Raw genomic sequence first — 22,557 nt, forward strand, 5'->3', positions numbered from 1 at the left:
CATCAAAACCCGCCGAAATGTAGCTGTGATCGACTGAATGGTACCATGGAATGCTTGATTGGTTCGATATTTCCCCGGAAATGGCATATGCTTACGAAGTTATGTTTGCTTCGCAAATATTTCAAATGTTAAGAAGTGCTTTTAATTCATGCAATTTTGAACGAGACAACGGAACCACGTCATCTTTACCCGTATTTAATCGCAAGCTGTAGCTATTCTTCGTCCATGTAATAATCTCTCTTACTTTTTGCAGATTAACGATGTAGGATCGATGGCACCTAAAAAATCCGAAATTGTTCAACCTCTGCTCCAGCTCGGTTAGCGTCAAAGCACAGACATAATTTTCTCCACCCACATGAACAAGGATCGAACCATCCATACTTTCTATGTAATCGACTTCAGGCGGATCAAATAAAATCACCTTGTCATTTCTTTTCGTATAAATCTTCTGCAAGGTGATATTGGCCCGATCTTGTTCCTGCCCTTCCTGCTTATCCTCTTCCGTGTCCCGAATATCCAATGGATGAAAACCCAATTCATTCAATCGATAAATCGCATCACAGGAAATAAGGGCATCCTCTAAATTCGAAGTTAAAATTAAAATGTGCTTTTCTTTCGAAAGGTCATCCAACATCCGCTTAAAGTGACGGCGATCTTCTTCTTCCAAGTAAAAATAAGGTTCCTCCAGTACAAGTGTAGGCTGATGCGCAAAAAAGACGCGCAGCAATGTCACATACATCCTTTTCGATGAGCTTAGATCCTTGATTTTTACCTTCCGTTCTTCTTTTAAAGCAAAATAATCCATTAAGGGAGCGACACGCTCATCCCTCTCCGTTACATGGATTAGAAAAGTGATCAGCTCTTCCACCGTTAAACGCATATACTCGCTTTGCCCAGCTCGAAATAAATAATATCGGGAATGATCCTCTAATTGATTCATTAAAAGCTGCTTTCGCTTCAAGTCCGTAATAATGCCAATCGATTGGTTCGATGTCATATTTAATTCGATCTTCGGTAGAAATAATTTCCCATTATAATAGATTGGTTGAAATTGCATGCCGTCCTCCAGGTCAGTGCTACATAGGATATATATAACAATTATAAGGTCGGGTTACTTTTTTGTCAGTTTTTATTGAACCTTGGTACACTATGAAAGTGGTCGCGACCAAAGTCAAACTTTATTCAACCGTTTAAACCAAAACTTAAAGCAGCAGGCCTCAAAATCAGACCCGCTGCTTTAAGTTTAAAGTGTCAAAATATTTCATTCAAATTTTGGACTAGTTTAAGGGATTCTCTAAAAGACCGCCTCTCTCCTTCCCTTACTTCTTCTTATAAAACTCATGATAAAGCTTCATGAGTGCTCTTTTCTCAATCCGCGAGACATAGCTTCGGCTAATGCCTAGCTCCTTGGCGATCTCACGCTGCGTCCGCTCCTCGCCCCCGTGCTCAAGACCGAAGCGGCCCTTAATGACCTCCTGCTCCCTGGCCTCAAGAATATCTAGGTTTTGATAGATTTTGCTCTTCTCCATTTTCAGTTGAACCCGGTCGACCACATCGTCGGCTTCCGTTCCCAAAATATCTATAAGCGTGATTTCATTGCCCTCTTTATCCGTTCCGATCGGATCGTGCAGCGACACGTCTTTACGCGTCTTCTTCAGCGACCGGAGATGCATCAGTATCTCGTTCTCGATGCAGCGGGCCGCAAACGTCGCCAGCTTCGTCCCTTTGTTTGGACGAAAGCTCTCGATTGCCTTGATCAAGCCGATCGTCCCGATCGAGATCAAATCCTCCAGGTCTTCGCCCGTGTTATCGAATTTCTTGACGATATGAGCCACCAGCCGCAGGTTATGCTCAATCAGCATATTGCGTGACACGGCATCTCCCTCAGCCATGCGCTGAAGATGCTTCGCCTCCTCCTCCTCCGTCAATGGCTGGGGAAACGCATTGTTTTTCACATAAGACACAAGCAAGGTCAGCTGTTTCACGAACAAGGCAATCGCAGAAAATAATTCCATGTACAAAGCACCCCCACGTCGATTGGCCGAAGGGGAACACCCCGCTCCAGCTCACAATGAAGTTCAGTTCTACATTGTATGTGGGCACTGGCCTAGATGTGCATGTACGGGGAAAGTATCTCGGTTCAATTAAGCAGCTCCTCTAACTCCGTGCACAGCTGTTCTATTTCTGCTCTTGTGCCGATGGATATGCGGAGTTTATTCTTAAGCCGGGGTTGATCAAAGTACCGCACGTAGATATGTTTTACAAGCAGCCGCTCGTATAGTTCCTTTGCATGCATCTGTTCGGGGGGAGTGCATAGGACAAAGTTAGTCTGTGACGGAATAACTGAAAAACCCATGGCTTCAAGCTTTACCGTAAAATCATCCCGTGTTCTTCTAATAGCAGAGGTCTTTTCTGCTAAATCATTTTGATCGCATAATGCAGCTAAGGCAATTTTTTGACTGAGCCAGTTCACATTATAAACCGTCTTTACCTTGAGCAAGGCACCGATCATCTCTTCATCCGCTAAGCAATAGCCGACTCTTGCCCCACATAGCGAATAAGATTTTGAAAATGTCCTCACGACAATGACATTTTTACAGCTTGAAATTAGCGAGATCGCTGAAGCCGCCCCATCTGCAAAATCAATGTACGCTTCATCAATGATGACCAATCCTGAAAATCCTCGCACCAGCCTCTCTACCTCTGAATATGGCAGACAACGTCCTGTAGGCGCATTGGGGTTAACGAGCACCGCCACGTCAGCGCCGCTATTCATCATTGAATCAATGTCGATCGAGAAGTCTTCTCTTGTTGGAACATCAACCACTTGCGCTTGTCTTACCGCAGCCGCCGCATGATAAAAAGCAAACGAGGGATAAGGAATCGCAATCTTGAAATCGGCACCGATACAGGCTTGAAAAATAAGTGTAATAATTTCGCTTGAACCATTTCCACACAATATCTGCTCCGGTTTAACTTGGTATCTTTTCGCCAGTTCATTTCTAAGCTCTTCGCAAAGTGTATCGGGATAAAAACGTAGATTTTCTTCTCCAATCCTACGGAGTACTTTCCTTACTTCATTTGAAGGCGGATATGGATTTTCATTTAAGTTCAGTTTAATCGCCCCGCTGTTTTCTGAAGGCTGTTTGGCTGAAACATACGGCTTCATTCGTTCAATATGATCCAAAATCATCGACATTTTCCCACTCCTTATCTTCGACAAAATAAATTCAACAACTATGTACATCAGTTTTAAGAGAGATTATGATAACAATATCTGGATAAGGAAAAATGTTAAATAGTCAGATCCCGTTATTTTTAGATGTCAGTTTAATGAAATGGAAAAGGAGTAAGCTCATTGATTCAATTCATGCCTAAGCTTGAGGAACGATCAAAAGAACCTCTATATATACAGCTCTATCAATACATACGCGATGAAATTGTATCTGGAAGAATTAAAGAGAACTCGAGGCTGCCATCGGTGAGAAAACTATCAGCTTATTTAGATATAAGCAGAACGCCTGTTGCAGATTGCTACGAACTACTGCTTGCAGAAGGGTACATCACGAGCAAGCCCCGAAGCGGTTTTTACGTCGTTCCATTTAAAGAACTTTTGACATTAACACACAAAACGGAAACCACATTTATAAAAAACACACCCCAAAACAACATTTTGGACTTTCATTATGACAAGGTAGATCTAATTCATTTTCCTTACAAAAAGTGGAACAAACTAAACAACTCGTGCTTAACGCCTGAAAATCTTCAGCTGCTTCAGTATGGTGATCTGCAAGGAGAGCCTGGATTACGAAGAGAAATCGCGTCGTATTTGCATCAAATGCGCGGTGTCCGTTGTACGCCAGATCAAATTATTATCGGTGCCGGCACATACCATTCACTGGGCCTATTATTTCAACTTTTGAAGGATGAAGTCACTGTTGTAGGCACAGAGGAGGCAGTTAATGTAGGAGTAAAAGACATTTTTGATCAATTTTCGTCCATCTCCTTTAGCCCACTCACGCTTGAAAAGGACGGCATCAGTATAGATGAATTATATAAAAGCAATGCACAAGCAATTTATGTAACGCCTTCACACCAGTTTCCTTTCGGCATGACTTTGCCCATGGAAAAACGAATAAAGCTGCTGCAATGGGCCCAGGAACATCATGCTTATATTATAGAAAACGATTATGACGGAGAATTCCGCTACAGCAGCCGGCCTCTCCCTTCATTACAAAGTCTCGATAAGCACGAAAAGGTAATTTACATAGGGACTTTTTCGAGAGTTCTGACTCCTCATATCAGAATTAGCTACCTGGTCTTGCCATATCCTTTAATGCAGCAATTTCAGCATAAAAAACATAGCTATAACCAGCTCTCATCACCTATCCTTCAAATGACATTGCAACTGTTTATGGAATCGCAAGATTTTGCAAGTCATATACGAAAAATGCGTTCTTTATATCAAAAGAAATACGAGGTCTTATTACATTCTATAAAGTCAACCTTCGGACAAAACACTGAGATGATCGGACAAGGATCGGGCCTCCACATATTGTTAAAAATTGGGAATGGAATGAGTGAAGAACAATTAATTTTTACCGCTAAAGAAGAAGGAGTCAAAGTCTATCCGACCTCCATTTATTGGCTAGATTCTAAAAAGGCGATGACTTCTACTGTTTTAATGGGGTTTGGGGGGCTGTCGGAAGAAGATTTACAAGCAGGAATTGCAAAGCTAGGAAATGCCTGGGGAAAACACGCTCGATAAAGAGGAAAAATGTTTTGCTATATTAAGCCTCCGAGAAACATCACTGCAAAACCCGCCTATATCCGATATAATGAATAATCCTGCATACATTCCGTTATCGGGGGAATGAAGCAAAATATCATCTTGTGGAGGCTTTTACGAAACTATGCAAACTGCAAATTCTACTCATGTAAAAATCATGACGGCTGATCCCAGCGGAATCGGCCTGTTCGGACTGGCCATCGTTACCTTGGTCGCTTCCTCGCAAAAGCTGGGTCTGACGGACGGTTTAAGCTATGTCCTTCCCTGGGCGATATTTCTGGGAGCATTCGCCCAGCTGTTTGCCAGCATCCAGGATGCCAAGCATAACAACACTTTTGGAATGACCGCCTTCGGAGCCTATGCCTTCTTCTGGTTCGGCATGGGTGCCAGCTGGCTGATCAAGCTGGGCACATTCGGCCCGGAGCTCGCTGCAGGCATTGACGGCAAGCAGCTCGGCTTTGCATTCGCCGGGTACCTCATCTTCACCCTATTTATGACCATCGGTGCTATGGAGACACATAAGGTACTGTTTTTCATATTCGTTCTGATTGATGTTCTTTTTCTCGGCCTTGCTTTGGATGCGTTTGGTGTCGCTCCGGAAGTATTTCATGCTCTGGCCGCTTACGCGGAAATGGGCATTGCTCTTCTCTCGCTGTATGGCGCTGGGGCAGCGGTGCTTAATGTTCATTTTGGCCGGGCATTCCTGCCTGTTGGCCGTCCGTTCGGCATCTTCAAATCCCGAACCTAAGCCTGAAATCAACAAAACAAGGAAAGCCGCCCACTGCGCTCCGATACGCATAATAGGCGGCTTTTTCTCATGTTTTGGCATTCCTCGTTTGCTTATGAATAAAGATCAAAATCTTTAATCGTTTCTCCGGTTCGCCCAGCCTCAAAAATGGCCTCGATCAAATTCATCACCCGCAAAACTTCATCATTCTTGACGATAGGCTCGGCCGAACCTTCCAGAACCGCAGCGAAATTGTCATAAAAACTGCTGGGTTGGCGATAAGGCTCTGGCAATGCTCCCGTAATGGTCGCCGTTTCCGATGGAGGAGCCATTGTCTTGGTCAGCCCAGCCCCTGCCTGAATCGGTGTAGGCTCCACCCGTTCCGCCTCGTGGTTTCGGGTAACGATCCGGCCGGTCATCGACCAGTCCTCAATAACTCCTGTTCCTTCCGTTCCCTTGACATACCAGCGCGGCAGCGTAATGAAATTGGTAGTCCCTACCTCGACTAGTGCAGAAACACCGTTTTCGAATTGCAGCAAAGCTTCAAAACCGTCATCCACCTCATCGCCCAAAATAAAGCTCAAGCGGCTGCTCAGGCTAGTGATCTTGCTGTCAATCATAAAAATCAGCTGATCCAGCAAATGAACGCCCCAATCGAGCAGCATTCCGCCGCCGTGAGCTTCAAGATGGCGCCAGTCTCCAGGTATTCCGTTCGCGCCGTGAACCCTCGATTCGATCCGGAACAAATCACCGATCGTTCTTTGATCGTACATTTGTTTGATGATCAGGAAATCCTCGTCCCAGCGACGATTCTGATGCACGATCAGGACTCTTTGCGCCTGATCGGCCGCAGCCGTCATTTCTTTAAAGTCCTTCACGGACATCGTTACCGGTTTTTCGCAAATCACATGCTTCCCCGCGGCAAAGGCGCGTATAGCAAGATCCTTGTGCACATCATTCGGAGTTGCGATCAGAACGACTTCTACTGCCGCATCGCCAAGCACCTCCTCATAGCTTCCATAAGCCCGGTAGCCGTCCTGTTCGGAAGCCGTCCCGCGTGCCGCGTCGGTATCATACGTGCCGATAACTTCAAACTTTCCATTGTCCTTGATCAGTTTGGCATGATAGCTGCCCATGCCTCCATAGCCAACAATAACTACGGCATGTTTGTCATAATGCTTCATGATTGTTCTCCTCCACATTCCTGCTTCACCTGCAAAAATCAGTTCATATATACAGCCTTGCCGGTGCGCGCCGATTCGTAGATCGCCTCTAGAATTTCAGATACGACACAAGCCTGTTCGGGTGTGACCACTGGCTCCAGGTCTTGATCGATCGCTTCAATCCAGCTTCTCATTTCAATATCGGCTGCGTTCTCGGCTTGACCGTCATAGAAGGCTACGCCGCCTGCACTAAGTTCAATTTCTTTCGTGTACAAGCGGCTGAATTCCTCGCCGTTAATCCGAAGCCCGTTCTTCATATCCGCTCCGGCCTTCGTACCACTGAGGCTGCACTTTGCTTCATCCACCTCAAGCGAGTTGAGTGCCCAACTGGATTCTAGCATAATTGTTGCCCCGTCCTCCATGACAATCATCCCAAACGCCGAATCCTCAACCGTAAACTGCTTCGGATCCCATGGCCCCCAGGCATTTGCCGCGTTTTCCCTTTGAGAGAGCTCATGATATTTGGTGCCCAAAACTACTTTTGGTTTATAATTGTCCATCATCCAGAGTGTAAGGTCAAGCGCATGTGTCCCGATATCGATGAGCGGCCCGCCGCCCTGCTTCTCTTCATCCAAGAATACCCCCCAGGTTGGAACGGCCCTCCTGCGGATGGCATGGGCTTTCGCAAAATAAATATGTCCCAGCTTTCCTTCCTGGCACATTTTCTTCAAGTACATGCTGTCTTCGCGGAAACGGTTGTTGTAGCCGATCGTCAGCTTTTTCCCCGTCCGTTTAGCCGCTTCAACCATTCTTCTGGCATCGGCCGCTGTCTTGGCCATCGGTTTCTCGCACATGACATGCTTTCCGGCTTCCAGCGCAGCTATGGAAATATCAGCATGGGAATCATTTGGAGTTAGCACATGCACGATATCAAGCGAGCCATCCTTCAACAATTCACGATAATCCGTGTAAATCTTGGCACCCTCTATGCCGTATTGGGCTGCAGCTTCTTCTGCGCGTTCAGGAACAATGTCGCAAAAGGCGGTTAATTGAATATTTTCTAATTTGCTCAGACTAGGCAAATGCTTTCCGTTTGCGATTCCGCCACAGCCAATAATTCCGATCCGATATATTTTATTCATTTAGTTCACCTCAATCATTGATTTGAATTCCTAAGCTTTCCGGTAAGCCGAGGGAGTCATTCCGAAGCGTTTGCGGAACACCGTATGCAAATAAGTCGCATTTGAAAATCCTTCAGCCTCAGCAATTTGTTCAATCGACCAGGTACTCTCCTTGAGTCTGCGGCAAACAGCCTGCAATCTAATATCTTCCAGCACCTTGCTGAAGGGCATTTCGGCATTCATATTTCTGAAAATTCTTTGCAGCTGTCTAGGACTGATGTTCAGTTTTTCAGCCACATTTTCCAGCGTCAGACTCGCCGCACGATTGGCTTCCATGTACTGGACAGCATAATGATAGCGGGAAACAAGCATGTCCCTGATCGGCGCTTCGGCGCTTATTTCACCAGAATCGTAAGCCCTCACCGCTTTTAACAAAATGCTGATGACCTGCTGTTTAATCGAAGTATAGTATCCCCGGTACTTCCCGTCGCAAGCTTCATACGCCTCCAGAAAGCAGTTCATTGCCCCATGGCTGTCTAGCGCCGGCTTTAGAGGCAGATCCAGCAGCTTTTCCACGCACTCCTCAGCCTCTGCCGCTTCCCAGGGATCGGCATCAGGTTTATGCTTGCGGACGATGTCCACATGCAGACAAAGCTCATCCATAGCCTCCTCGGAAGAGGCCTCCTGGTAATGCATCACACCTGGGCCGGTCAAATAGAACATTCCTTCAGATAAGGCAAATGTACGATCTTCTAAAATAACTTTGCCTTTCCCTCTCGGAATGAAATGAAATTCAAACTCGGCGTGATTATGGAAATCGACAATTCTTCCCGGTTCAAACGAGATCAAATGAAATCTCAGTACAGAAATTTCATAGTGGCCCCAGGAAATAACAATATCCAGCCTCTCAAGCAAATCATGCTTCTCGAACATGGCTTCAAAAGGAAATTCCTTTATATTCAAGCTGCTATCCATAGCTTACCAGCTTAGCTCTTTCGGCTGGATTACGCGCCCTTCTTGGGCTGAGCGGTTTGCCGCCTCCATTAAACGCGTGAGCTCAACCGCTGCTTGAACATTGGCTGTAGCAAAAGTATCGTTCTGGATATGGTGCACCCATTGCTCGAATGCACTTTCGCAATTGTCTGGGCAAGGTAATTCAGTCCAGGACTTGCCGGTATCCGCCGCTAAATTTGATTTAAGCAGCAATTTGTCTTCCGGCGTACCGAATAATATCGTTCCTTCCGTACCATGAACCTCCACCGTAAACGGAGAGTGGCTGTTGACAAATCCCGCCTCAACTACGCCAATCGCTCCAGATTCCGTATATAAGGTTACCACAGCGTTGTCTTCGACTTCTTTTCCAGTCATGTAGCCGAAATTTGCGCTTACTCCCGTCACTTCCTGCCCTAGGAACAATCGGGTTAGATACATCGGATGGCAGCCAAGGTCGATCAGCGCTCCCCCTCCGCATTGCTCCAGATTATAGAAGTGTTCCGGAAGCCAGTTTGCAATGGCGCCGTTATGGGATAGCCGCACTCTGACGTAAGTAATTTTGCCCAGCAGCCCCTGGCCCAAAACATCTTGAATAGCTAGCGTGTAGCCATCATTTAGCCGTGGCAAAGAAACCGCGAATTTCACTCTGCTTTTGGCGACTTCGTCCATAATTTCTTGAACTTCCTGAAGAGTTGGAGCAACTACTTTTTCCGTAAAAATATGTTTACCGGCTTTGGCCGCCGCGATAATAACTTCCTTATGCAGATTCGTTGGCGCATCCACAATAACCGCGTCCAGCCCCTCTTGGGCGAGCATGTCTGCCAGGCGCTCATAATACGGCACCCCCAGCTCACCCGCCGCTTTCCTTCCGCGATCGGGATTCTCATCCCACACAGCAGCAATTTCAGTGCTCTGATGCTCTTGAGCCTGACGGGTATAATCCCAAGCATGGACATGCCAAAAGCTCGCCTTGCCTATACGAATACTCAATTTCGAAACCTCCTACCTTTATATATAATTTCCTGACATCTGTTTATAACTTATCATAAAAGAATGCACTTTTTTAGTAGAACTATGCGACAAAAATATATAAAATTACGACATCATATCCTTCCCACCCCCTCCTTCACCTCGGTTTTTAGTTTTCACGAACAGTTTAATATGCACCTGACACGAATTTGATCCAAAAGCGGGGTTTGCAGTATGATGATTTTATACATAAATCTATAAACTTTTTTACGACAATCATGATTATAATCCGATCGGAGGATTTGCAATGGGAAAATTTCAGCATTTGGACGCATTGCTAACCGACTTCACGAACACGAACCTGGCCGGCTGCGCCTGCGCCGTAGCTAGGCACGGAGAGATTTTGTACGAAGGCTATCATGGTTACGCCAATCTCGATAAGGAAATTCCGGTTTCCCCTGAGACGGTATTCCGGTTATTCTCTATGACGAAGGTGGTGGTATGCACCGCTGCCATGATGCTATTCGAAAGAGGACGTTTTTTGCTCAATGAGCCGCTCCATGAATATATTCCGGAATTTAAAAACCCGCAGGTCGTCAAGACCAAGCCCAATGGCGAAGTTCACATTGAAGCCGCGAAAAGTCCGATCCTGATCAAGGATGCATTTTGCATGACAGCAGGCCTTCCCTATCACTTCGTAGAATCCGAATCGGCACGGAAGCTTAGAGACGTGATTCAAGAGTTGAAGCATAAGCATGGAAAATACGGCCTGCTCACCGAAGTTAAAGCCGTAGCCCAGGTTCCGCTGGCCTTTGAGCCGGGGACACAATGGCTTTACGGATATGGTCACGACATGGTCGGGGCATTGATTGAGGTTGTTTCCGGCAAGCCGCTAGGCCAATTTTTACAAGAGGAGCTGTTCGACCCGCTGGGAATGACCAGCACCGGATACCGCTTCCGTGATAACATTCAAGAACGGATGGCAGCCTGCTATACTCGAACGGCCGACGGAAGCCTGGAGGAAATTCCCGGTTTCTTGGATGAGCATCATCAAGCGGACTCCCTGTATGAAAGCGGAGGAGTCGGCCTCTATTCGACCCTGGGAGACTATTTAACCTTCACGCAAATGCTGGCAAATGGCGGAGCTTGGAAAGGGGAACAAATCATCGGCCGCAAGACGATTGACCTGATGCGCAGAAATCATTTGAATGAGACCCAGCTAGCCGATTTCCGCAATTCCTATCAAGCAGGCTACGGATACGGGCTCGGCGTAAGAACAATGATGGATCCGGCGGCAGGCCATTCCAACAGCTCTATCGGGGAATTCGGATGGACCGGAGCCTTAGGCACCTGGACTTCCATCGATCCGAGCGAGGGCTTCTCGGTAGTCTACCTGCATCAATTGTTTCCTAACATGGAGGAATATCATCATCTCCGCGTACGTGCGGCGGCTTATGGCTGTTTATAATTGAAACGATTGTCCTTAAACATATTGCTCATCCTGCAAGGTTATACGGGACAGGGCAGGCTTGCGGAGCCTGCCCTGTCCCTTTTTGATTTGCGGCCGCTTCCAGCATACGGGATAACAGGTCGTACAGCCGCATTTACAACTCGATAATATCTTCATAATAGAATGAAGGCGACACAAAGGAAGGTGACCGTTTATGGCATTGATTTTAATCGTCGAAGACGAACAGCCGATTAACGAATTGGTTAGAAGAAATCTGGAGCTGGTTGGACACCGCTGTGTTTCGGTTTATGACGGCGAAACGGCGATATCGGAAATCCAGAATCAGTCCTATGACCTGATCGTTTTGGATGTAATGCTTCCTCAAGCGGACGGGTTTGAAGTGCTTCGGGAAGCGAAGGAGGTTCCCACTATATTTTTGACGGCGCGGGACAGCTTGCCGGATCGAATCAAAGGGCTGTCGCTAGGAGCGGACGACTATCTGACCAAGCCGTTTGAGATGATGGAGCTATTGGCCCGAGTGGAGGCGGTACTGCGCAGAACGCAGAAGGGGTTAAGCGTCTTTGAAGCGGGCAACGTGAAGATCGATTGGGACGGTCGTCAAGTTTTTTACAAAGGACAGGCCGTCGAATGCACCCCCAAGGAATATGAGCTGCTGGAGGTGCTGGTTCGCAACCGAAACATCGCCTTATCCAGGGAGAGGCTTCTCGAGCTAGTATGGGGCTATGATTTTGAGGGCGATACCCGGACGATTGATGTGCACATTCAGAAGCTGCGGAAAAAGCTGGGCTGGGAGCATGTGATCAAAACCGTCTATAAGCTGGGCTACCGATTGGAGCTGCGTCCATGAAATACCGGACTTTTCTGACTACATTAACGCTGTTTCTTTTTTTCTTTCATTTAGGAATATGGATCATCTCGGTCTCGACATTCAAAGATACCGTGCGGCGCGCAGAAGAACGCAGCCTGTCCGAGCATTACTTTATCACCTCCGCTCTAATTGGAGATTTTCGCGCAGTGGAAGAACGGGGCATAGAGATGGGGAATTCCGCCGGCACCTTGCTTCAACCGTACAGCTATCTGTCCGGAGAAAGAGAAGTCATCCTCGCGCTTTACAAGAACGCGCAGCTGATTTACTCCAGCGGGGACAGCATGAGGCCGCAGAGCCAATTCCTCCAGCCCCCCGTGGATGGAAGTCGTCTGGTCTCTATGCAAAAGTCAGACAGCCGCACCCATGTCATCGTGTCGGGGAAGCTTCCAGCACCGTATGACGCTTACACTATGGTCTATCTCTACGATACCAGCGAGGAGATTGCTGCATGGAAAAGAATGAAGAACATGCTGTTTGTCACCGGATCGGTTCTCTCCGGCGCACTCGCTCTTGTCCTTCACCTGCTGCTGAACCGGATATTCCGGCCTCTTTCGCAAATCTCCCAAATTTCGCGAGAGATCGCTACCGGTGCATATGACAGGAGGCTGCCAGCAGCCGGGCACGATGAGCTCGCCGAGATGGCAAGAAGCTTCAATCATATGGCAGAGGAGATTCAGCGGCAGATGCGCGAGCTTATCGAGGCAGCTGACGCGAAGCAGCGGTTCATCGATAATTTCGCCCATGAGCTTCGAACGCCTCTCACCGCAATTTACGGGTATGCGGAATACTTGCAGAAAGCCGCTCTGACAGAGGAGGACAGGCTGTCCGCCGTCGGCTATATTATGTCGGAAAGCCGGCGGATGCAGAATTTGGCTAACCAACTGCTTGAGTTGGCCAAGCTGGAGCATGACCGGGTTCCGGCCGAGCCGCAGCAAGTTCACGCACTCTTTCAATCGGTTCGACGGACGCTGTATAACAAAATCATGGAGAAGGATATTCAAATCAAATACGTCTGCGAGACGAATGAGATTCAAGGGGATGCTTATTTGCTGGAAAGCCTGCTGATCAATCTCGTCGACAACGCGATCAAGGCATGCGACAAAGGTGGACGGATTCTGGTGCACGCCGCCGCAGAGAACGGGAGGAAAACGATCAGCATCCGGGATAACGGCCGAGGAATGAAGCCTGAAGTCCTCCGGCATATTACAGAACCGTTCTATCGTGGAGAGAAATCGCGAAGCCGCAAGGACGGCGGCGCAGGACTGGGGCTGGCCATCTGCCAGCAAATCGCCCGGCGCCACGGGGCGGAGCTGGAATTTGACAGCTGTCCGGGGGGAGGAACAACTGCGAAAGTATATTTTACAACTTCATAACCGATTGATGACAATTCTATAATTGGGTTCTATTAATCTTCTTGGTGTAAGCACAAAAAAACTAAAGGAGAGATGTTCAATGAAGAAAACGATATTGACAGCCGCAGCGGTTATCGGAGCCGGCGCGCTGTTGTTCCAGGGACTGACGCAAGCCGCTACGGCCGCGGAAATCAGGAAGGTAATTACGGTCAATACAGACTACTCCAACGTGACAAGCAGCGCTTCGCAAGCGGAGCGCAGCGGTTTGCCGGATCTGCCGGAAGGCTACATCAAAGCGAATTACAAGGTAGACGATATCAAGAGTGAATACTATCGCGATCAGAAGCCGGCAAGCATGGATCTGACCAAGGAGGAAGCGGCGGAAATCGGCGCACAGGCTCTTTGGGCCATATTTGGACAAAGCCTGGAAGGCCAAGCAATTGAACTCGGATACCAAAAGCCGACAGTACAGGTTCCCCGTTCCTACTGGAACGCCGACGTGCTGATTGATGGCAAGCTGGTGTACACCTTCTCTTTGGATTCCGTTACAGGTGAATTGTTCACGATTACCAAGAGCAGAACGCTAAAAGAAAAAGTTGACCTAAGCTTCGATACGGAGCTCGATAAAAATCCGAAACAATACGAAGAACTGGCCAAGAAGCTGGCCAAGGAATTCAATGTCGTTCATGGCGAGATCAAATCAGTAAAATACAACAGCCAGGGCTACGGCAATAACGATCCCACTATTTCCGTCGATATCTTCGGCGAGAACGGAGAAATTGCGCTCATGGATTTTTCGCGCTACGACCAGGCGCTAACAGGCATCGTGTTTAACGGGCTTTACAAGCCTTCGATGGAGTACCACGCACGATCGGTTAAGGAAATGCAGGAGAAGCTTGAGGAAATGGAAGATTCCGCAAATCCGGAAGGCAAGCCTGCGCTGAAAATCTGGAGCGAATGATTGCAGAAGCGCGGATGGGGCTTGGGTGTCGGTTTCGACGCCCTGCCCCATTTTTGCCTTCCGGTCTTTTCCTCGCTCATGTTCAGCTATCGATACGTCGGCATAATGCCATGATGTTATTCCTGTATTAAATTTAAATCCTTGCACATATCGCCCCATCCATTAAGATAGAAGTAGACGAAACGTAATTAAGCTGATTAAAAGGACGTTATCAAACATGCTGCACTCTATAAATCGTTGGCTGAACCGAATGATGCCTTTAATCACCCCGGTCAGCATCATCATTGGCGTCATTTTTGCCAGCCGCCTGTCTTCACTGACCTATCTGACCCCCTGGCTGTTCGCCTTTATGACATTTGTCGGAAGCATTGGCCTAGGGTTCAAGGATTTTATGAATGTACTCAAAAAACCCCTTCCGTTGCTCGTATGTCTGTTCATCCTGCATCTGGCGATGCCTCTGATTGCTATGGCCTTCGGTTATTTTTTCTATGCTGGAGACATTCATATGATCACCGGCCTTATACTTGCTGCCACCATTCCGACGGGAATCAGCAGCTTTGTTTGGGTCAGCATATACAAAGGCAATATAGCTCTGACGCTGTCGATTATTCTCATCGACACCATGCTGGCTCCTTTTATTGTTCCCGGCGTTCTATCCTGGCTGATCGGAGCTGATGTGCAGCTAGATGTGGCCGCTATGATGAGCAGCCTATTCTGGATGATTGTCGTTCCCTCACTGATTGGCATGGCTCTCAATGAATGGAGCAAAGGAGCAATCGCCCCGGCATGGGGATCAAAGCTGAACCCGTTCTCCAAGCTGATGATGGCCAGCATTGTTGCCATTAACGGCTCGGTCGTTGCCCCATATCTCAAGAATATCAGCCTGCGTTTGGCGGGACTCGCAGTTATCATTATCGTAATTGCTTCGATAGGTTATCTGCTAGGCCTCGGCTTCTCCAGACTGATGGGTTGGAATTACGCCGACAAAGTCGCGCTCATTTTCAATGGCGGCATGCGTAATATTAGTGCCGGAGCCGTGCTCGCCGTAACCTACTTTCCTGCCCCGGTTGCCGTTCCGGTTGTACTAGGCATGCTATTTCAACAAACGCTGGCCTCCCTGGTCGGCTTCTTATTGGGACGCCACGCCCAAACACATAAGCATTCACACATAGCTTCAGCCTCCTAATCGCGTTAAACAAAGCCAAGCCTGACATACAGGCCCTACATAAAAAAATTAAAGAACCCGTGCATTTTGCACGGGTTCTTAGTATTTATGCGCTTTCTCAAACTATCGGTTCGTGTTCAGCTATCGATACGCCGGCATAACGATGCCGATGTCGCTTATCGTCTCGAAGCCGCTGCCCATGAATGCTTGCTGCTCATTCCCTCTCACGGAAATCGGATAAGCCCTGCCTTCGATTTGCACCGATCCCTCCACCGGGCTCACGCTCATTCCGATGATCTTCTTCAACTCCCCTTGGCGATCCGTCACCACTCTCATTCCATGCGGGAATTGAATATAGACTTCTCCGTCCCGGTAAATCGCCGAACCCTGGCGCGTATTTACCAGTTCGAACCTCGTACCATCTATGCTCCGCGCATAAGCCGTCTCGTTCGAAACTTCTTCTCCATGATCCATCGGATAAGGAACAAGTCCCGTAAACCACAGCTCACCGTCCGGCGTCGGCAGTATCCCGCACATGCGCTCCACGAAATCAAGCATGCATAAAATGGACGGAGAGTAAGTATCCGTGTAGCCCTCCGCGCCCGTCCACGGGCTTAAAGTCTGCGGGAAGCGCGTCATTCTGGCCATCGCGGACATAATAGGCTGCATCAGCCACGTCAATTCCACATACCGTTCGTGGTGCTCGAATGCATGCGGCGTACGAATCAGCGTCAGGAAATTCGTCGTACCCGCCCAACTGTTATATGCAGAGGACGGGTCGAAACGAGGATCGTCCATTGCTATAGAGGTTAAAGGATATTTGGCGAAAAATTTGCTGCTATTCAGTAAATAGCGCCTCAGCGCTCTGTCAAATAGCGCGCGATCCCCTGCCTCGCAGGCCAGAACCCTTAGCAAAACATCGGATTGTACGCGGACGAACTCTCCACTTCGATCCACGTCATAGAAGAACTCGTCGGATTCATCGAAGCAATGCCTGAACAGGCTCTGCTCGCTCAGTTCGGCCTTCGCGATCCATTCCGAGCTTTCCGCTTCCGCTCCCCATTGCTGCGCCATCCTGGCCAAATATTTGCGCTGACAATATACATTGGCCGTCAAATCCGGGGCCAGAAACGGAAGAATGGGCGAATCCGGGTTATAAAGCCGCGCATCGTCCAAATGCGCCGAGTCGGGGACATGCCAGAAGCGCGGCGACAGATCATGCCCGGTATCAAACGTGCAAAACGCCTCTACGCAGCCGGAGCCCCGGGTATTTCGATACCGTGCCAGCCAGTCGTCAAACCGTGCCATAGCGGTGTACATCGTTCGCAGGAATGCTTCGTTTTGTCCATTCAGCATATAGTGATTCCATACACTTCTGGCCAGCGGAGTCACCATCTGAATTTGTCTGTAGGCCGGCCCCTGCCCCGTTATTTTATAGGGCATCTGGCCATCTTCTCTTTGGTAGTCGGCAAACAAACGGAAGGTGGCTTCCGCCACGCTAGGCACGAATCGCGACAGCAGCTCGGCATTGATCGTCCCCGTGCTCTCCAGCCAGCTGCCCGGGTACGCCCCTCCTTCATGCAAGACGGGCGCGCCCCCGCGAGCCGCTACGATGCAATCCAGCAGCTTGCGGGCTGCGGAATAATAGACGTCATCGAAGCGTTCCGAGGAGGAAACGAACTTGACGCCCGAACGCTGCCACTCCGTCAGCACTGCCCCATGGGTACCTTGCTTGGCCTCCCCAATACGAGTTACCGCGTCCATACCGCGGAGCCTGGTCAATAAGCTTTCATTCACTCTCATCAGCCTCTTTGCGAAATAATTAGCGGGATTAGGTATGGATTGGCATTTGCCAACCCTTACTCCAACGGGCCATCATGCTCGTAGCGGAACCCGTGAAAATCCGCGCAGCCGCCTTCCTCTTCGGTCGTATAATTAAACAATCCGACACGAGCTCCCTTCCAGAAGCCAGCGCTCATGCGACACTCGCCTCCTAGCGGAATATACGTTATCCCATCCAGACTGAAGCAGAAGCGAGCCTCTCCCAATAAATCGATATGGCTCTTCAACCAGACCGTCTCACCGGCAAGCCTCGGGCCATGGAATACTGTTCCGCCCGTAACGGCCCGAAGGAAGCTGCCCCCTTCCTCCGTCACGACGCCGATCCAGTTCTCTTCCCGGGCGCAGAGGAAGGCCAATCCCGCCCTTTGCCCCGCCTTCATATGCGTAAAGCTAAGCTCGGTACAGACGATCCCTTTGCTTCCGATCAGCTTCTGAGTCAAGGTGTTCCTGGCCTGCAGCAGCTCTGGCGCCCGCATCGCCTTCAGCCGCAAATACCCCGGCCTTTCGCCCAAAGACCAGCCTTCCCCTACCGGGTTGTGGTTCCACTGCCACTGCAGGCCGAGCTCGGGCCCCGCAAATGCATCCGAGGTTTGCGGCAGCCGAACCGGGTGATTCTCTGCGACGGTGGGCTTGGCGTACACGGTCACGGGTTCTCCCCCCGCACCGATGACAGGCCAGTCGTCCACCCACTCCACCGGCTGAAGGTGGCATACCCTTCCGATCACGCCGGCGCTTTGGAAGTGCATGAACCACGATTCCCCACTGTCCAGCTCTACCAATGCCCCCTGGTGCGGGCCATTGATATCGGTAGCCCCCTTTTGGAGGACGACCCGGCGTTCATACGGCCCATATATATCCCTCGAGCGAAGCACGGTTTGCCAGCCCGTCTCTACGCCGCCCTCTGGAATAACCAAATAATAATACCCGTTTCTTTTGTATATTTTCGTTCCTTCCGCAATTTTGCCTACATAGACAATGACGCCGTCATCCAGCAGCGTCTTGCCGTCCGCACTCATGCGGCGGATAATAATCGGGCCCGCTCCGACCGTACTATGGCCGAGATAGGCATTGCCGTCCTCATCCCAGAACGGGCAGGGATCCTCCCATCCGGCAACGCGCTTCACTTCATGGAGCGGACTCCAGGGCCCGGCCGGATCCTTGGCCGTGCTCATGTAAAGCCCCTCATCCGGCGTACAGAAATAAACATAGAATAACCCCTCATGGTAGCGGAGCGCGGGCGCCCAGCTTCCTTTGGCATAGGCCCGCATCTCGTCATACGCCGGATCGATGTCCAGCCGCTCATATACCTTGCCGATGATCGACCAGTTGACCAAATCCCTGGAATGCAGCACCGGCATGCCCATGAAGTGAAAGTCCGAGCATACCATATAGAAATCATCGCCCACGCGGATAACGTCAGGATCGGAGAAATCCGCATTCAGCACGGGATTGCGATAATAGCCGTTGCCGAGATCTCCCCAAGCAGGCATTGTCATCATTTGGTTCATATCCACCCTTTTTCCACTCCTTTATCTTTAAAAGCCTCATCCTTTAACGCTTCCAAACACAAGTCCCTTCATAAAATACTTCTGCAGGAACGGATACACGATCAAAATCGGGAAGGCCGCCAAAAACACCTGAGCCGATTTAAACGTCCGGTTCGATATTTCCGACATATCCAGCAGCTCATTTGAGCTGACGATGCTGGGATCCACCTCGATGATGATCGTCTGCAAATAACTCTGCAGCGGGTAATTGGCAGGCGAGTTCATGTAGATCAAGCCGTCGAACCAGGAGTTCCAGTGTCCTACGAGAACAAACAGCGAAATGGTCGCCAAAGCCGGCTTCGAGAGCGGACAATAAATGCTCCACAGCACGCGCCAATGCCCGGCCCCGTCGATATAAGCCGCTTCCTCGATCTCTTTAGGCAGGTTGCGGAAAAAATTCATTAGCAAAATGACATTGAAGACCGGCACGGCCCCTGGCAGCACAAGCGCCCATATCGTATCCAGCAGACCTACGGATTTGATCGTCATGTAAGTCGGAATCAGCCCGCCGTGGAACAGCATCGTGATGATGAAAAACCAGGCATACACATTTCGCATGCCCAGCGCCTTCTTCTCCTTGGAAAGCGGATAGGCGATCGAAATGGTAATGAGCATATTGACGATGTAGCCAAGCAGCACTCTTTTGCCTGAAACGAAAAAGCCGGTCAGAAATTCATTTTTGGTCAGCGCATATTTATATGAAGCGATTGTAAAATCCACGGGCCACAGCTTGACGAACCCGGCGGCCGCAGCGCTGCTGGAGCTGAATGAGATGGCGAGCACGTTAATTAACGGCAGTATACATACAATGGCCGTAAGGCTTAGCAGGATGTAGTTGAACGTTAGAAATAATTTTCGACTGATTGAAGTTTTGTGCATTCCTTCTCCCCCTTAAAAAACCCTGTATCCGGCATACTTATTGGCCAGCTTATTGGACAGGACGATCAAGACGAAGGAGATGAGCGATTTGAACAAACCAACCGCCGTCGCCACGCCGTATTGCGCATCCACCAGACCGATCCGGTACACTAGCGTATCGATGATGTCCCCCGTACTGTAAACCATAGGGCTGTACAGGTTGAACACCTGCTCGAAGCCCGCATTCAGCACATTCCCCAAGCTAAGCACGGTCATTAGCGTGATGATCGGCAGCATGCCGGGCAGCGTGATGTGAATCATTTGCTTCCAGCGATTCGCTCCGTCCATGGTAGCCGCTTCATACAAGCTCTGGTCAATTCCCGTCAAGGCGGCCAAATACACGATCGTGCCGTAGCCGAAGGTTTTCCAGGTATCGGTTAATACCAGGGTATAAGGGAACCATTTGTCATCCCCCAGGAAAAAGATCGGCTCGATGCCGAGCACGCCTAAAAACTGATTCACGATCCCGCTCGAGGGAGACAAAATATCGATCAGGATCCCGCCCAGAATAACCCAGGACAGGAAGTAAGGAAAATAAATGATCGTTTGAATCGTCCGTTTGAAAAAGGCTCCCGCCAGCTCATTGAGCAGCAGCGCAAATATAATCGGGACAATTAGTCCTGCGATAATTTTTAATACGGCGATAAAGATCGTATTCCACAACACGCTCGTAAAATTCGGCATGTCCAGCATGTAACGGAAATTGTCGAGTCCGATCCATTTGGAATTGAAAATCCCTTTGGAGGGAACAAATTTTTGAAAGGCGATCACCGACCCCATAATGGGGATATAACTAAAGATCACTGTTAAAATAATGCCGGGCAAAATCATAAGATGCAGAGGAAGTTCCTGCAATTTCTTTTTCATTCTCATAACGGTTCCTCCAATTCATAACCATGCTGACAATAAAAAGGGAAAATAGAGTTGCCCCTTTCTTCCCTTTTCATCGCCCTCTTATCCAACCGTTTCCAGCCTTCTATTTGTTTTTCTCAGCCCATTCGTTGACTTCCTTCGTAATCTGCTCTCCGCCAAGCTTCTTCCAGTCCTCCACGAACTTGTCGAAGTTATCCAGCGATTGCCCCATAATGATTTTGGTGAATACCTCTTCTTCCATCTTCTCCAGCGTGGCGAGCTTCTCGACCATCGTTGGGGTTGGCGCCCCGTAGAAAGCGTCGAAGATATAATTGTCTTCCTGCACGTAATGATCGATCACATCGAAGCTGCTCGGCGAGCCGAATACGCGCTCCGTTCCCCAGTTGGCTCTGTTGCCTCCGCGGTAGTCGACGATTCTATCGTAGTAGCCCTTCTCCTCGACGGACAGCTGGGATGGATCATTCGACTCCAGAGCCTTCATCGTATTGAGATGAGCGTTCAGGTTTTTCTTAGCCGGATCGGCACTAATCAAACTATACAGATATACCGGAATGTTCGTGTCGGTAATCCCGAATTTGCTGTTCTCCTGAGCTGCTTCCGGGTCATAACCCTGCATGCTGAAATTCAGCAGCTTGATGATCGCTTCCGGATGCTTGCTATCCTTGCTCACCCCGTAGTATCTTGTAATCGGCATTTTACCTATAGGGGTAGCCTTCTTATCGTCCACGGACACGAGCGGTATAGCTTTCCACTCGGCATTCGGGTCATTGTCGACATTCTGCTGGATGATGGACAGTGGAGCCGACATGGAGCCATAGAACATGCCTACTTTGCCGCTGGCCACGGATTCGGTGACCTTCGCCCGATCCTTAACGCCGAACTCCCGATCCAGCATGCCCTGGGCATACAAATCCTGAAGCTGTTTCAGCGCATCCTTTACGCCCGGTTGAATGCTGCCATACACGAGCTGACCGGATTCATCCTTGACCCATTTGCCAGGATTCACATGATAACCGGAAAAGAATCCCGACGTCCCGAAATGGGCATCCGTCAAAAACGTTTTGGTGAGAGCCAGGCCGAACGTATCGTCCTTGCCGTTGTCGTCCGGGTCGTTCTTTGTAAATGCTTCCGCAATAGCCAGCGCATCCTGCATCGTTTGCGGTTCAGGTAGGCCGAGCTTCTCTAACCAATCGGTACGGACATACAATATCGGCAACCCGTCAACCGCAGAAGACGTATGCGGAATCGCCATCAGTTTGCCGCCGATCTTCGCCGTATTGAAGCTGGCCTCATCCTGCAGCATGATTTCCTTCGTAATCGGTGAAGCGTACTTTTCGAACAAATCCGTCAAATCGTAAAGCATGTCGTTCTCGGCCAAGTCCGTAAGCTGCTTGTTCTTCAGCCACATAATATCGGGCAAATCTCCCGAGGCAATCGATACGTTCATTTTCTGATCGAACTGCTCGACGGGAACGGTCCAGACATATTTCAAATTGATGCCGAGATCGCTTAAGTAAGTACGGGTATAAATATTGTCTTCGATCGTATCGTTGTTCTCGTACTTATACGTTGATTCCGTATAGCGCCAAGCCGTAATGTCTACGGGCGGCTCGTATTTCGCCATCAAATCCACATTGGAGCTGGCCGGATCCGGCGCAGCCGCTGGCGAATTCCCATCCTTCGCGCCTCCCGATCCGCATGCCGTCAATAGCATCAACCCTGCCAAGCATAGAACTGCCGACTTTTTCATTTTCCCTCTTTTTTTCATATGAACCTCCCTGAAAGCTGTAAGATGTAT

The 22,557-nt window shown here is 49.1% G+C and carries 19 protein-coding genes; 7 read left to right on the forward strand and 12 right to left on the reverse strand.

The genetic code is table 11. The features are described from left to right. Window positions 1-121 precede the first annotated feature (121 nt). From ACE3MQ_RS15425 to hisC, 3 genes are all read right to left on the reverse strand, one after another. Complete coding sequence (locus tag ACE3MQ_RS15425; RefSeq protein WP_379394179.1) at window positions 122-1,057, reverse strand: LytTR family transcriptional regulator DNA-binding domain-containing protein; 936 nt, start codon at window positions 1,055-1,057, stop codon at window positions 122-124. Window positions 1,058-1,319: 262 nt separating this feature from the next. Continuing rightward, window positions 1,320-2,015, reverse strand: coding sequence for an RNA polymerase sporulation sigma factor SigK (gene sigK, locus ACE3MQ_RS15430; RefSeq protein ID WP_110931899.1), 696 nt, complete (start codon window positions 2,013-2,015; stop codon window positions 1,320-1,322). A gap of 125 nt (window positions 2,016-2,140) precedes the next feature. Next, window positions 2,141-3,199 carry a histidinol-phosphate transaminase gene (gene hisC / locus ACE3MQ_RS15435; RefSeq protein WP_379394181.1) on the reverse strand — a complete coding sequence of 353 codons (1,059 nt, stop codon included), beginning with the start codon at window positions 3,197-3,199 and terminating at the stop codon, window positions 2,141-2,143. Between the two features lie 159 nt (window positions 3,200-3,358). Between hisC and pdxR the strand changes: the two genes are divergently transcribed. Together pdxR and ACE3MQ_RS15445 are read left to right on the forward strand one after the other, a co-directional pair. Next, the gene (pdxR, locus tag ACE3MQ_RS15440) at window positions 3,359-4,768 is read left to right on the forward strand and encodes a MocR-like pyridoxine biosynthesis transcription factor PdxR (RefSeq protein ID WP_379394183.1); all 1,410 of its coding nucleotides are present in this window, start codon (window positions 3,359-3,361) and stop codon (window positions 4,766-4,768) included. A 145-nt stretch (window positions 4,769-4,913) separates the two neighbouring features. After that, a complete protein-coding gene (locus tag ACE3MQ_RS15445) occupies window positions 4,914-5,537 on the forward strand; it encodes an acetate uptake transporter (protein WP_379394185.1) in 624 nt (207 codons plus the stop codon). 92 nt (window positions 5,538-5,629) lie between these two features. On the opposite strand, the gene ACE3MQ_RS15450 is transcribed toward ACE3MQ_RS15445, so the two are convergent. The 4 genes from ACE3MQ_RS15450 to ACE3MQ_RS15465 are packed head-to-tail and all read right to left on the reverse strand — an operon-like array spanning window position 5,630 to window position 9,783. Further along, the gene (locus tag ACE3MQ_RS15450) at window positions 5,630-6,700 is read right to left on the reverse strand and encodes a Gfo/Idh/MocA family protein (RefSeq protein ID WP_379394187.1); all 1,071 of its coding nucleotides are present in this window, start codon (window positions 6,698-6,700) and stop codon (window positions 5,630-5,632) included. Between the two features lie 38 nt (window positions 6,701-6,738). Next, window positions 6,739-7,821: a Gfo/Idh/MocA family protein gene (locus ACE3MQ_RS15455; RefSeq protein ID WP_379394189.1), complete on the reverse strand. Its 1,083-nt coding sequence runs from the start codon at window positions 7,819-7,821 to the stop codon at window positions 6,739-6,741. Between the two features lie 30 nt (window positions 7,822-7,851). Further along, window positions 7,852-8,775, reverse strand: coding sequence for a helix-turn-helix domain-containing protein (locus tag ACE3MQ_RS15460; protein WP_379394191.1), 924 nt, complete (start codon window positions 8,773-8,775; stop codon window positions 7,852-7,854). Between the two features lie 3 nt (window positions 8,776-8,778). After that, on the reverse strand, window positions 8,779-9,783 hold the full coding sequence (locus ACE3MQ_RS15465) for a Gfo/Idh/MocA family protein (protein ID WP_379394193.1): 1,005 nt from the start codon (window positions 9,781-9,783) through the stop codon (window positions 8,779-8,781). Window positions 9,784-10,069: 286 nt separating this feature from the next. Between ACE3MQ_RS15465 and ACE3MQ_RS15470 the strand changes: the two genes are divergently transcribed. The 5 genes from ACE3MQ_RS15470 (at window position 10,070) to ACE3MQ_RS15490 (ending at window position 15,600) form a co-directional block, all read left to right on the forward strand. Further along, window positions 10,070-11,230 carry a serine hydrolase domain-containing protein gene (locus tag ACE3MQ_RS15470; protein ID WP_379394195.1) on the forward strand — a complete coding sequence of 387 codons (1,161 nt, stop codon included), beginning with the start codon at window positions 10,070-10,072 and terminating at the stop codon, window positions 11,228-11,230. Window positions 11,231-11,426: 196 nt separating this feature from the next. Next, window positions 11,427-12,080, forward strand: coding sequence for a response regulator transcription factor (locus tag ACE3MQ_RS15475; RefSeq protein ID WP_379394197.1), 654 nt, complete (start codon window positions 11,427-11,429; stop codon window positions 12,078-12,080). Beyond that, a complete protein-coding gene (locus tag ACE3MQ_RS15480) occupies window positions 12,077-13,474 on the forward strand; it encodes a sensor histidine kinase (RefSeq protein WP_379394199.1) in 1,398 nt (465 codons plus the stop codon). The genes ACE3MQ_RS15475 and ACE3MQ_RS15480 overlap by 4 nt, the downstream gene beginning before the upstream one ends. A 79-nt stretch (window positions 13,475-13,553) precedes the next feature. Beyond that, entirely contained in the window at window positions 13,554-14,414 is an 861-nt protein-coding gene (locus ACE3MQ_RS15485; protein WP_379394201.1) for a hypothetical protein, read from the forward strand. 217 nt (window positions 14,415-14,631) lie between these two features. After that, window positions 14,632-15,600, forward strand: coding sequence for a bile acid:sodium symporter family protein (locus ACE3MQ_RS15490; RefSeq protein ID WP_379394203.1), 969 nt, complete (start codon window positions 14,632-14,634; stop codon window positions 15,598-15,600). Window positions 15,601-15,720: 120 nt separating this feature from the next. On the opposite strand, the gene ACE3MQ_RS15495 is transcribed toward ACE3MQ_RS15490, so the two are convergent. The 5 genes from ACE3MQ_RS15495 to ACE3MQ_RS15515 form a co-directional block, all read right to left on the reverse strand. Next, window positions 15,721-17,376, reverse strand: a complete 1,656-nt coding sequence (locus tag ACE3MQ_RS15495; RefSeq protein WP_379394205.1) for an MGH1-like glycoside hydrolase domain-containing protein — start codon at window positions 17,374-17,376, stop codon at window positions 15,721-15,723. Between the two features lie 62 nt (window positions 17,377-17,438). After that, complete coding sequence (locus tag ACE3MQ_RS15500) at window positions 17,439-18,929, reverse strand: glycoside hydrolase family 43 protein (protein WP_379394577.1); 1,491 nt, start codon at window positions 18,927-18,929, stop codon at window positions 17,439-17,441. Window positions 18,930-18,965: 36 nt separating this feature from the next. Beyond that, window positions 18,966-19,847: a carbohydrate ABC transporter permease gene (locus tag ACE3MQ_RS15505; RefSeq protein WP_379394207.1), complete on the reverse strand. Its 882-nt coding sequence runs from the start codon at window positions 19,845-19,847 to the stop codon at window positions 18,966-18,968. A gap of 12 nt (window positions 19,848-19,859) precedes the next feature. Further along, window positions 19,860-20,759: an ABC transporter permease gene (locus tag ACE3MQ_RS15510; RefSeq protein ID WP_379394209.1), complete on the reverse strand. Its 900-nt coding sequence runs from the start codon at window positions 20,757-20,759 to the stop codon at window positions 19,860-19,862. A gap of 103 nt (window positions 20,760-20,862) precedes the next feature. Then, complete coding sequence (locus ACE3MQ_RS15515; protein ID WP_379394211.1) at window positions 20,863-22,527, reverse strand: extracellular solute-binding protein; 1,665 nt, start codon at window positions 22,525-22,527, stop codon at window positions 20,863-20,865. Between the last annotated feature and the right edge of the window lie 30 nt (window positions 22,528-22,557).

It is taken from the genome of Paenibacillus lentus (assembly GCF_042714055.1).
In the GTDB taxonomy this organism is placed as follows: domain Bacteria; phylum Bacillota; class Bacilli; order Paenibacillales; family Paenibacillaceae; genus Fontibacillus; species Fontibacillus lentus_A.

What these genes read in the sequence shown, in the direction of transcription:
- ACE3MQ_RS15425 (WP_379394179.1), bottom strand. Translation starts at nt 1,057, where the DNA reads ATGCAATTTCAACCAATCTATTATAATGGGAAATTATTTCTACCGAAG.
- sigK (WP_110931899.1), bottom strand. Translation starts at nt 2,015, where the DNA reads ATGGAATTATTTTCTGCGATTGCCTTGTTCGTGAAACAGCTGACCTTG.
- hisC (WP_379394181.1), bottom strand. Translation starts at nt 3,199, where the DNA reads ATGTCGATGATTTTGGATCATATTGAACGAATGAAGCCGTATGTTTCA.
- ACE3MQ_RS15445 (WP_379394185.1), top strand. Translation starts at nt 4,914, where the DNA reads ATGCAAACTGCAAATTCTACTCATGTAAAAATCATGACGGCTGATCCC.
- ACE3MQ_RS15450 (WP_379394187.1), bottom strand. Translation starts at nt 6,700, where the DNA reads ATGAAGCATTATGACAAACATGCCGTAGTTATTGTTGGCTATGGAGGC.
- ACE3MQ_RS15455 (WP_379394189.1), bottom strand. Translation starts at nt 7,821, where the DNA reads ATGAATAAAATATATCGGATCGGAATTATTGGCTGTGGCGGAATCGCA.
- ACE3MQ_RS15460 (WP_379394191.1), bottom strand. Translation starts at nt 8,775, where the DNA reads ATGGATAGCAGCTTGAATATAAAGGAATTTCCTTTTGAAGCCATGTTC.
- ACE3MQ_RS15470 (WP_379394195.1), top strand. Translation starts at nt 10,070, where the DNA reads ATGGGAAAATTTCAGCATTTGGACGCATTGCTAACCGACTTCACGAAC.
- ACE3MQ_RS15475 (WP_379394197.1), top strand. Translation starts at nt 11,427, where the DNA reads ATGGCATTGATTTTAATCGTCGAAGACGAACAGCCGATTAACGAATTG.
- ACE3MQ_RS15480 (WP_379394199.1), top strand. Translation starts at nt 12,077, where the DNA reads ATGAAATACCGGACTTTTCTGACTACATTAACGCTGTTTCTTTTTTTC.
- ACE3MQ_RS15485 (WP_379394201.1), top strand. Translation starts at nt 13,554, where the DNA reads ATGAAGAAAACGATATTGACAGCCGCAGCGGTTATCGGAGCCGGCGCG.
- ACE3MQ_RS15490 (WP_379394203.1), top strand. Translation starts at nt 14,632, where the DNA reads ATGCTGCACTCTATAAATCGTTGGCTGAACCGAATGATGCCTTTAATC.
- ACE3MQ_RS15500 (WP_379394577.1), bottom strand. Translation starts at nt 18,929, where the DNA reads ATGAACCAAATGATGACAATGCCTGCTTGGGGAGATCTCGGCAACGGC.
- ACE3MQ_RS15505 (WP_379394207.1), bottom strand. Translation starts at nt 19,847, where the DNA reads ATGCACAAAACTTCAATCAGTCGAAAATTATTTCTAACGTTCAACTAC.
- ACE3MQ_RS15510 (WP_379394209.1), bottom strand. Translation starts at nt 20,759, where the DNA reads ATGAGAATGAAAAAGAAATTGCAGGAACTTCCTCTGCATCTTATGATT.
- ACE3MQ_RS15515 (WP_379394211.1), bottom strand. Translation starts at nt 22,527, where the DNA reads ATGAAAAAAAGAGGGAAAATGAAAAAGTCGGCAGTTCTATGCTTGGCA.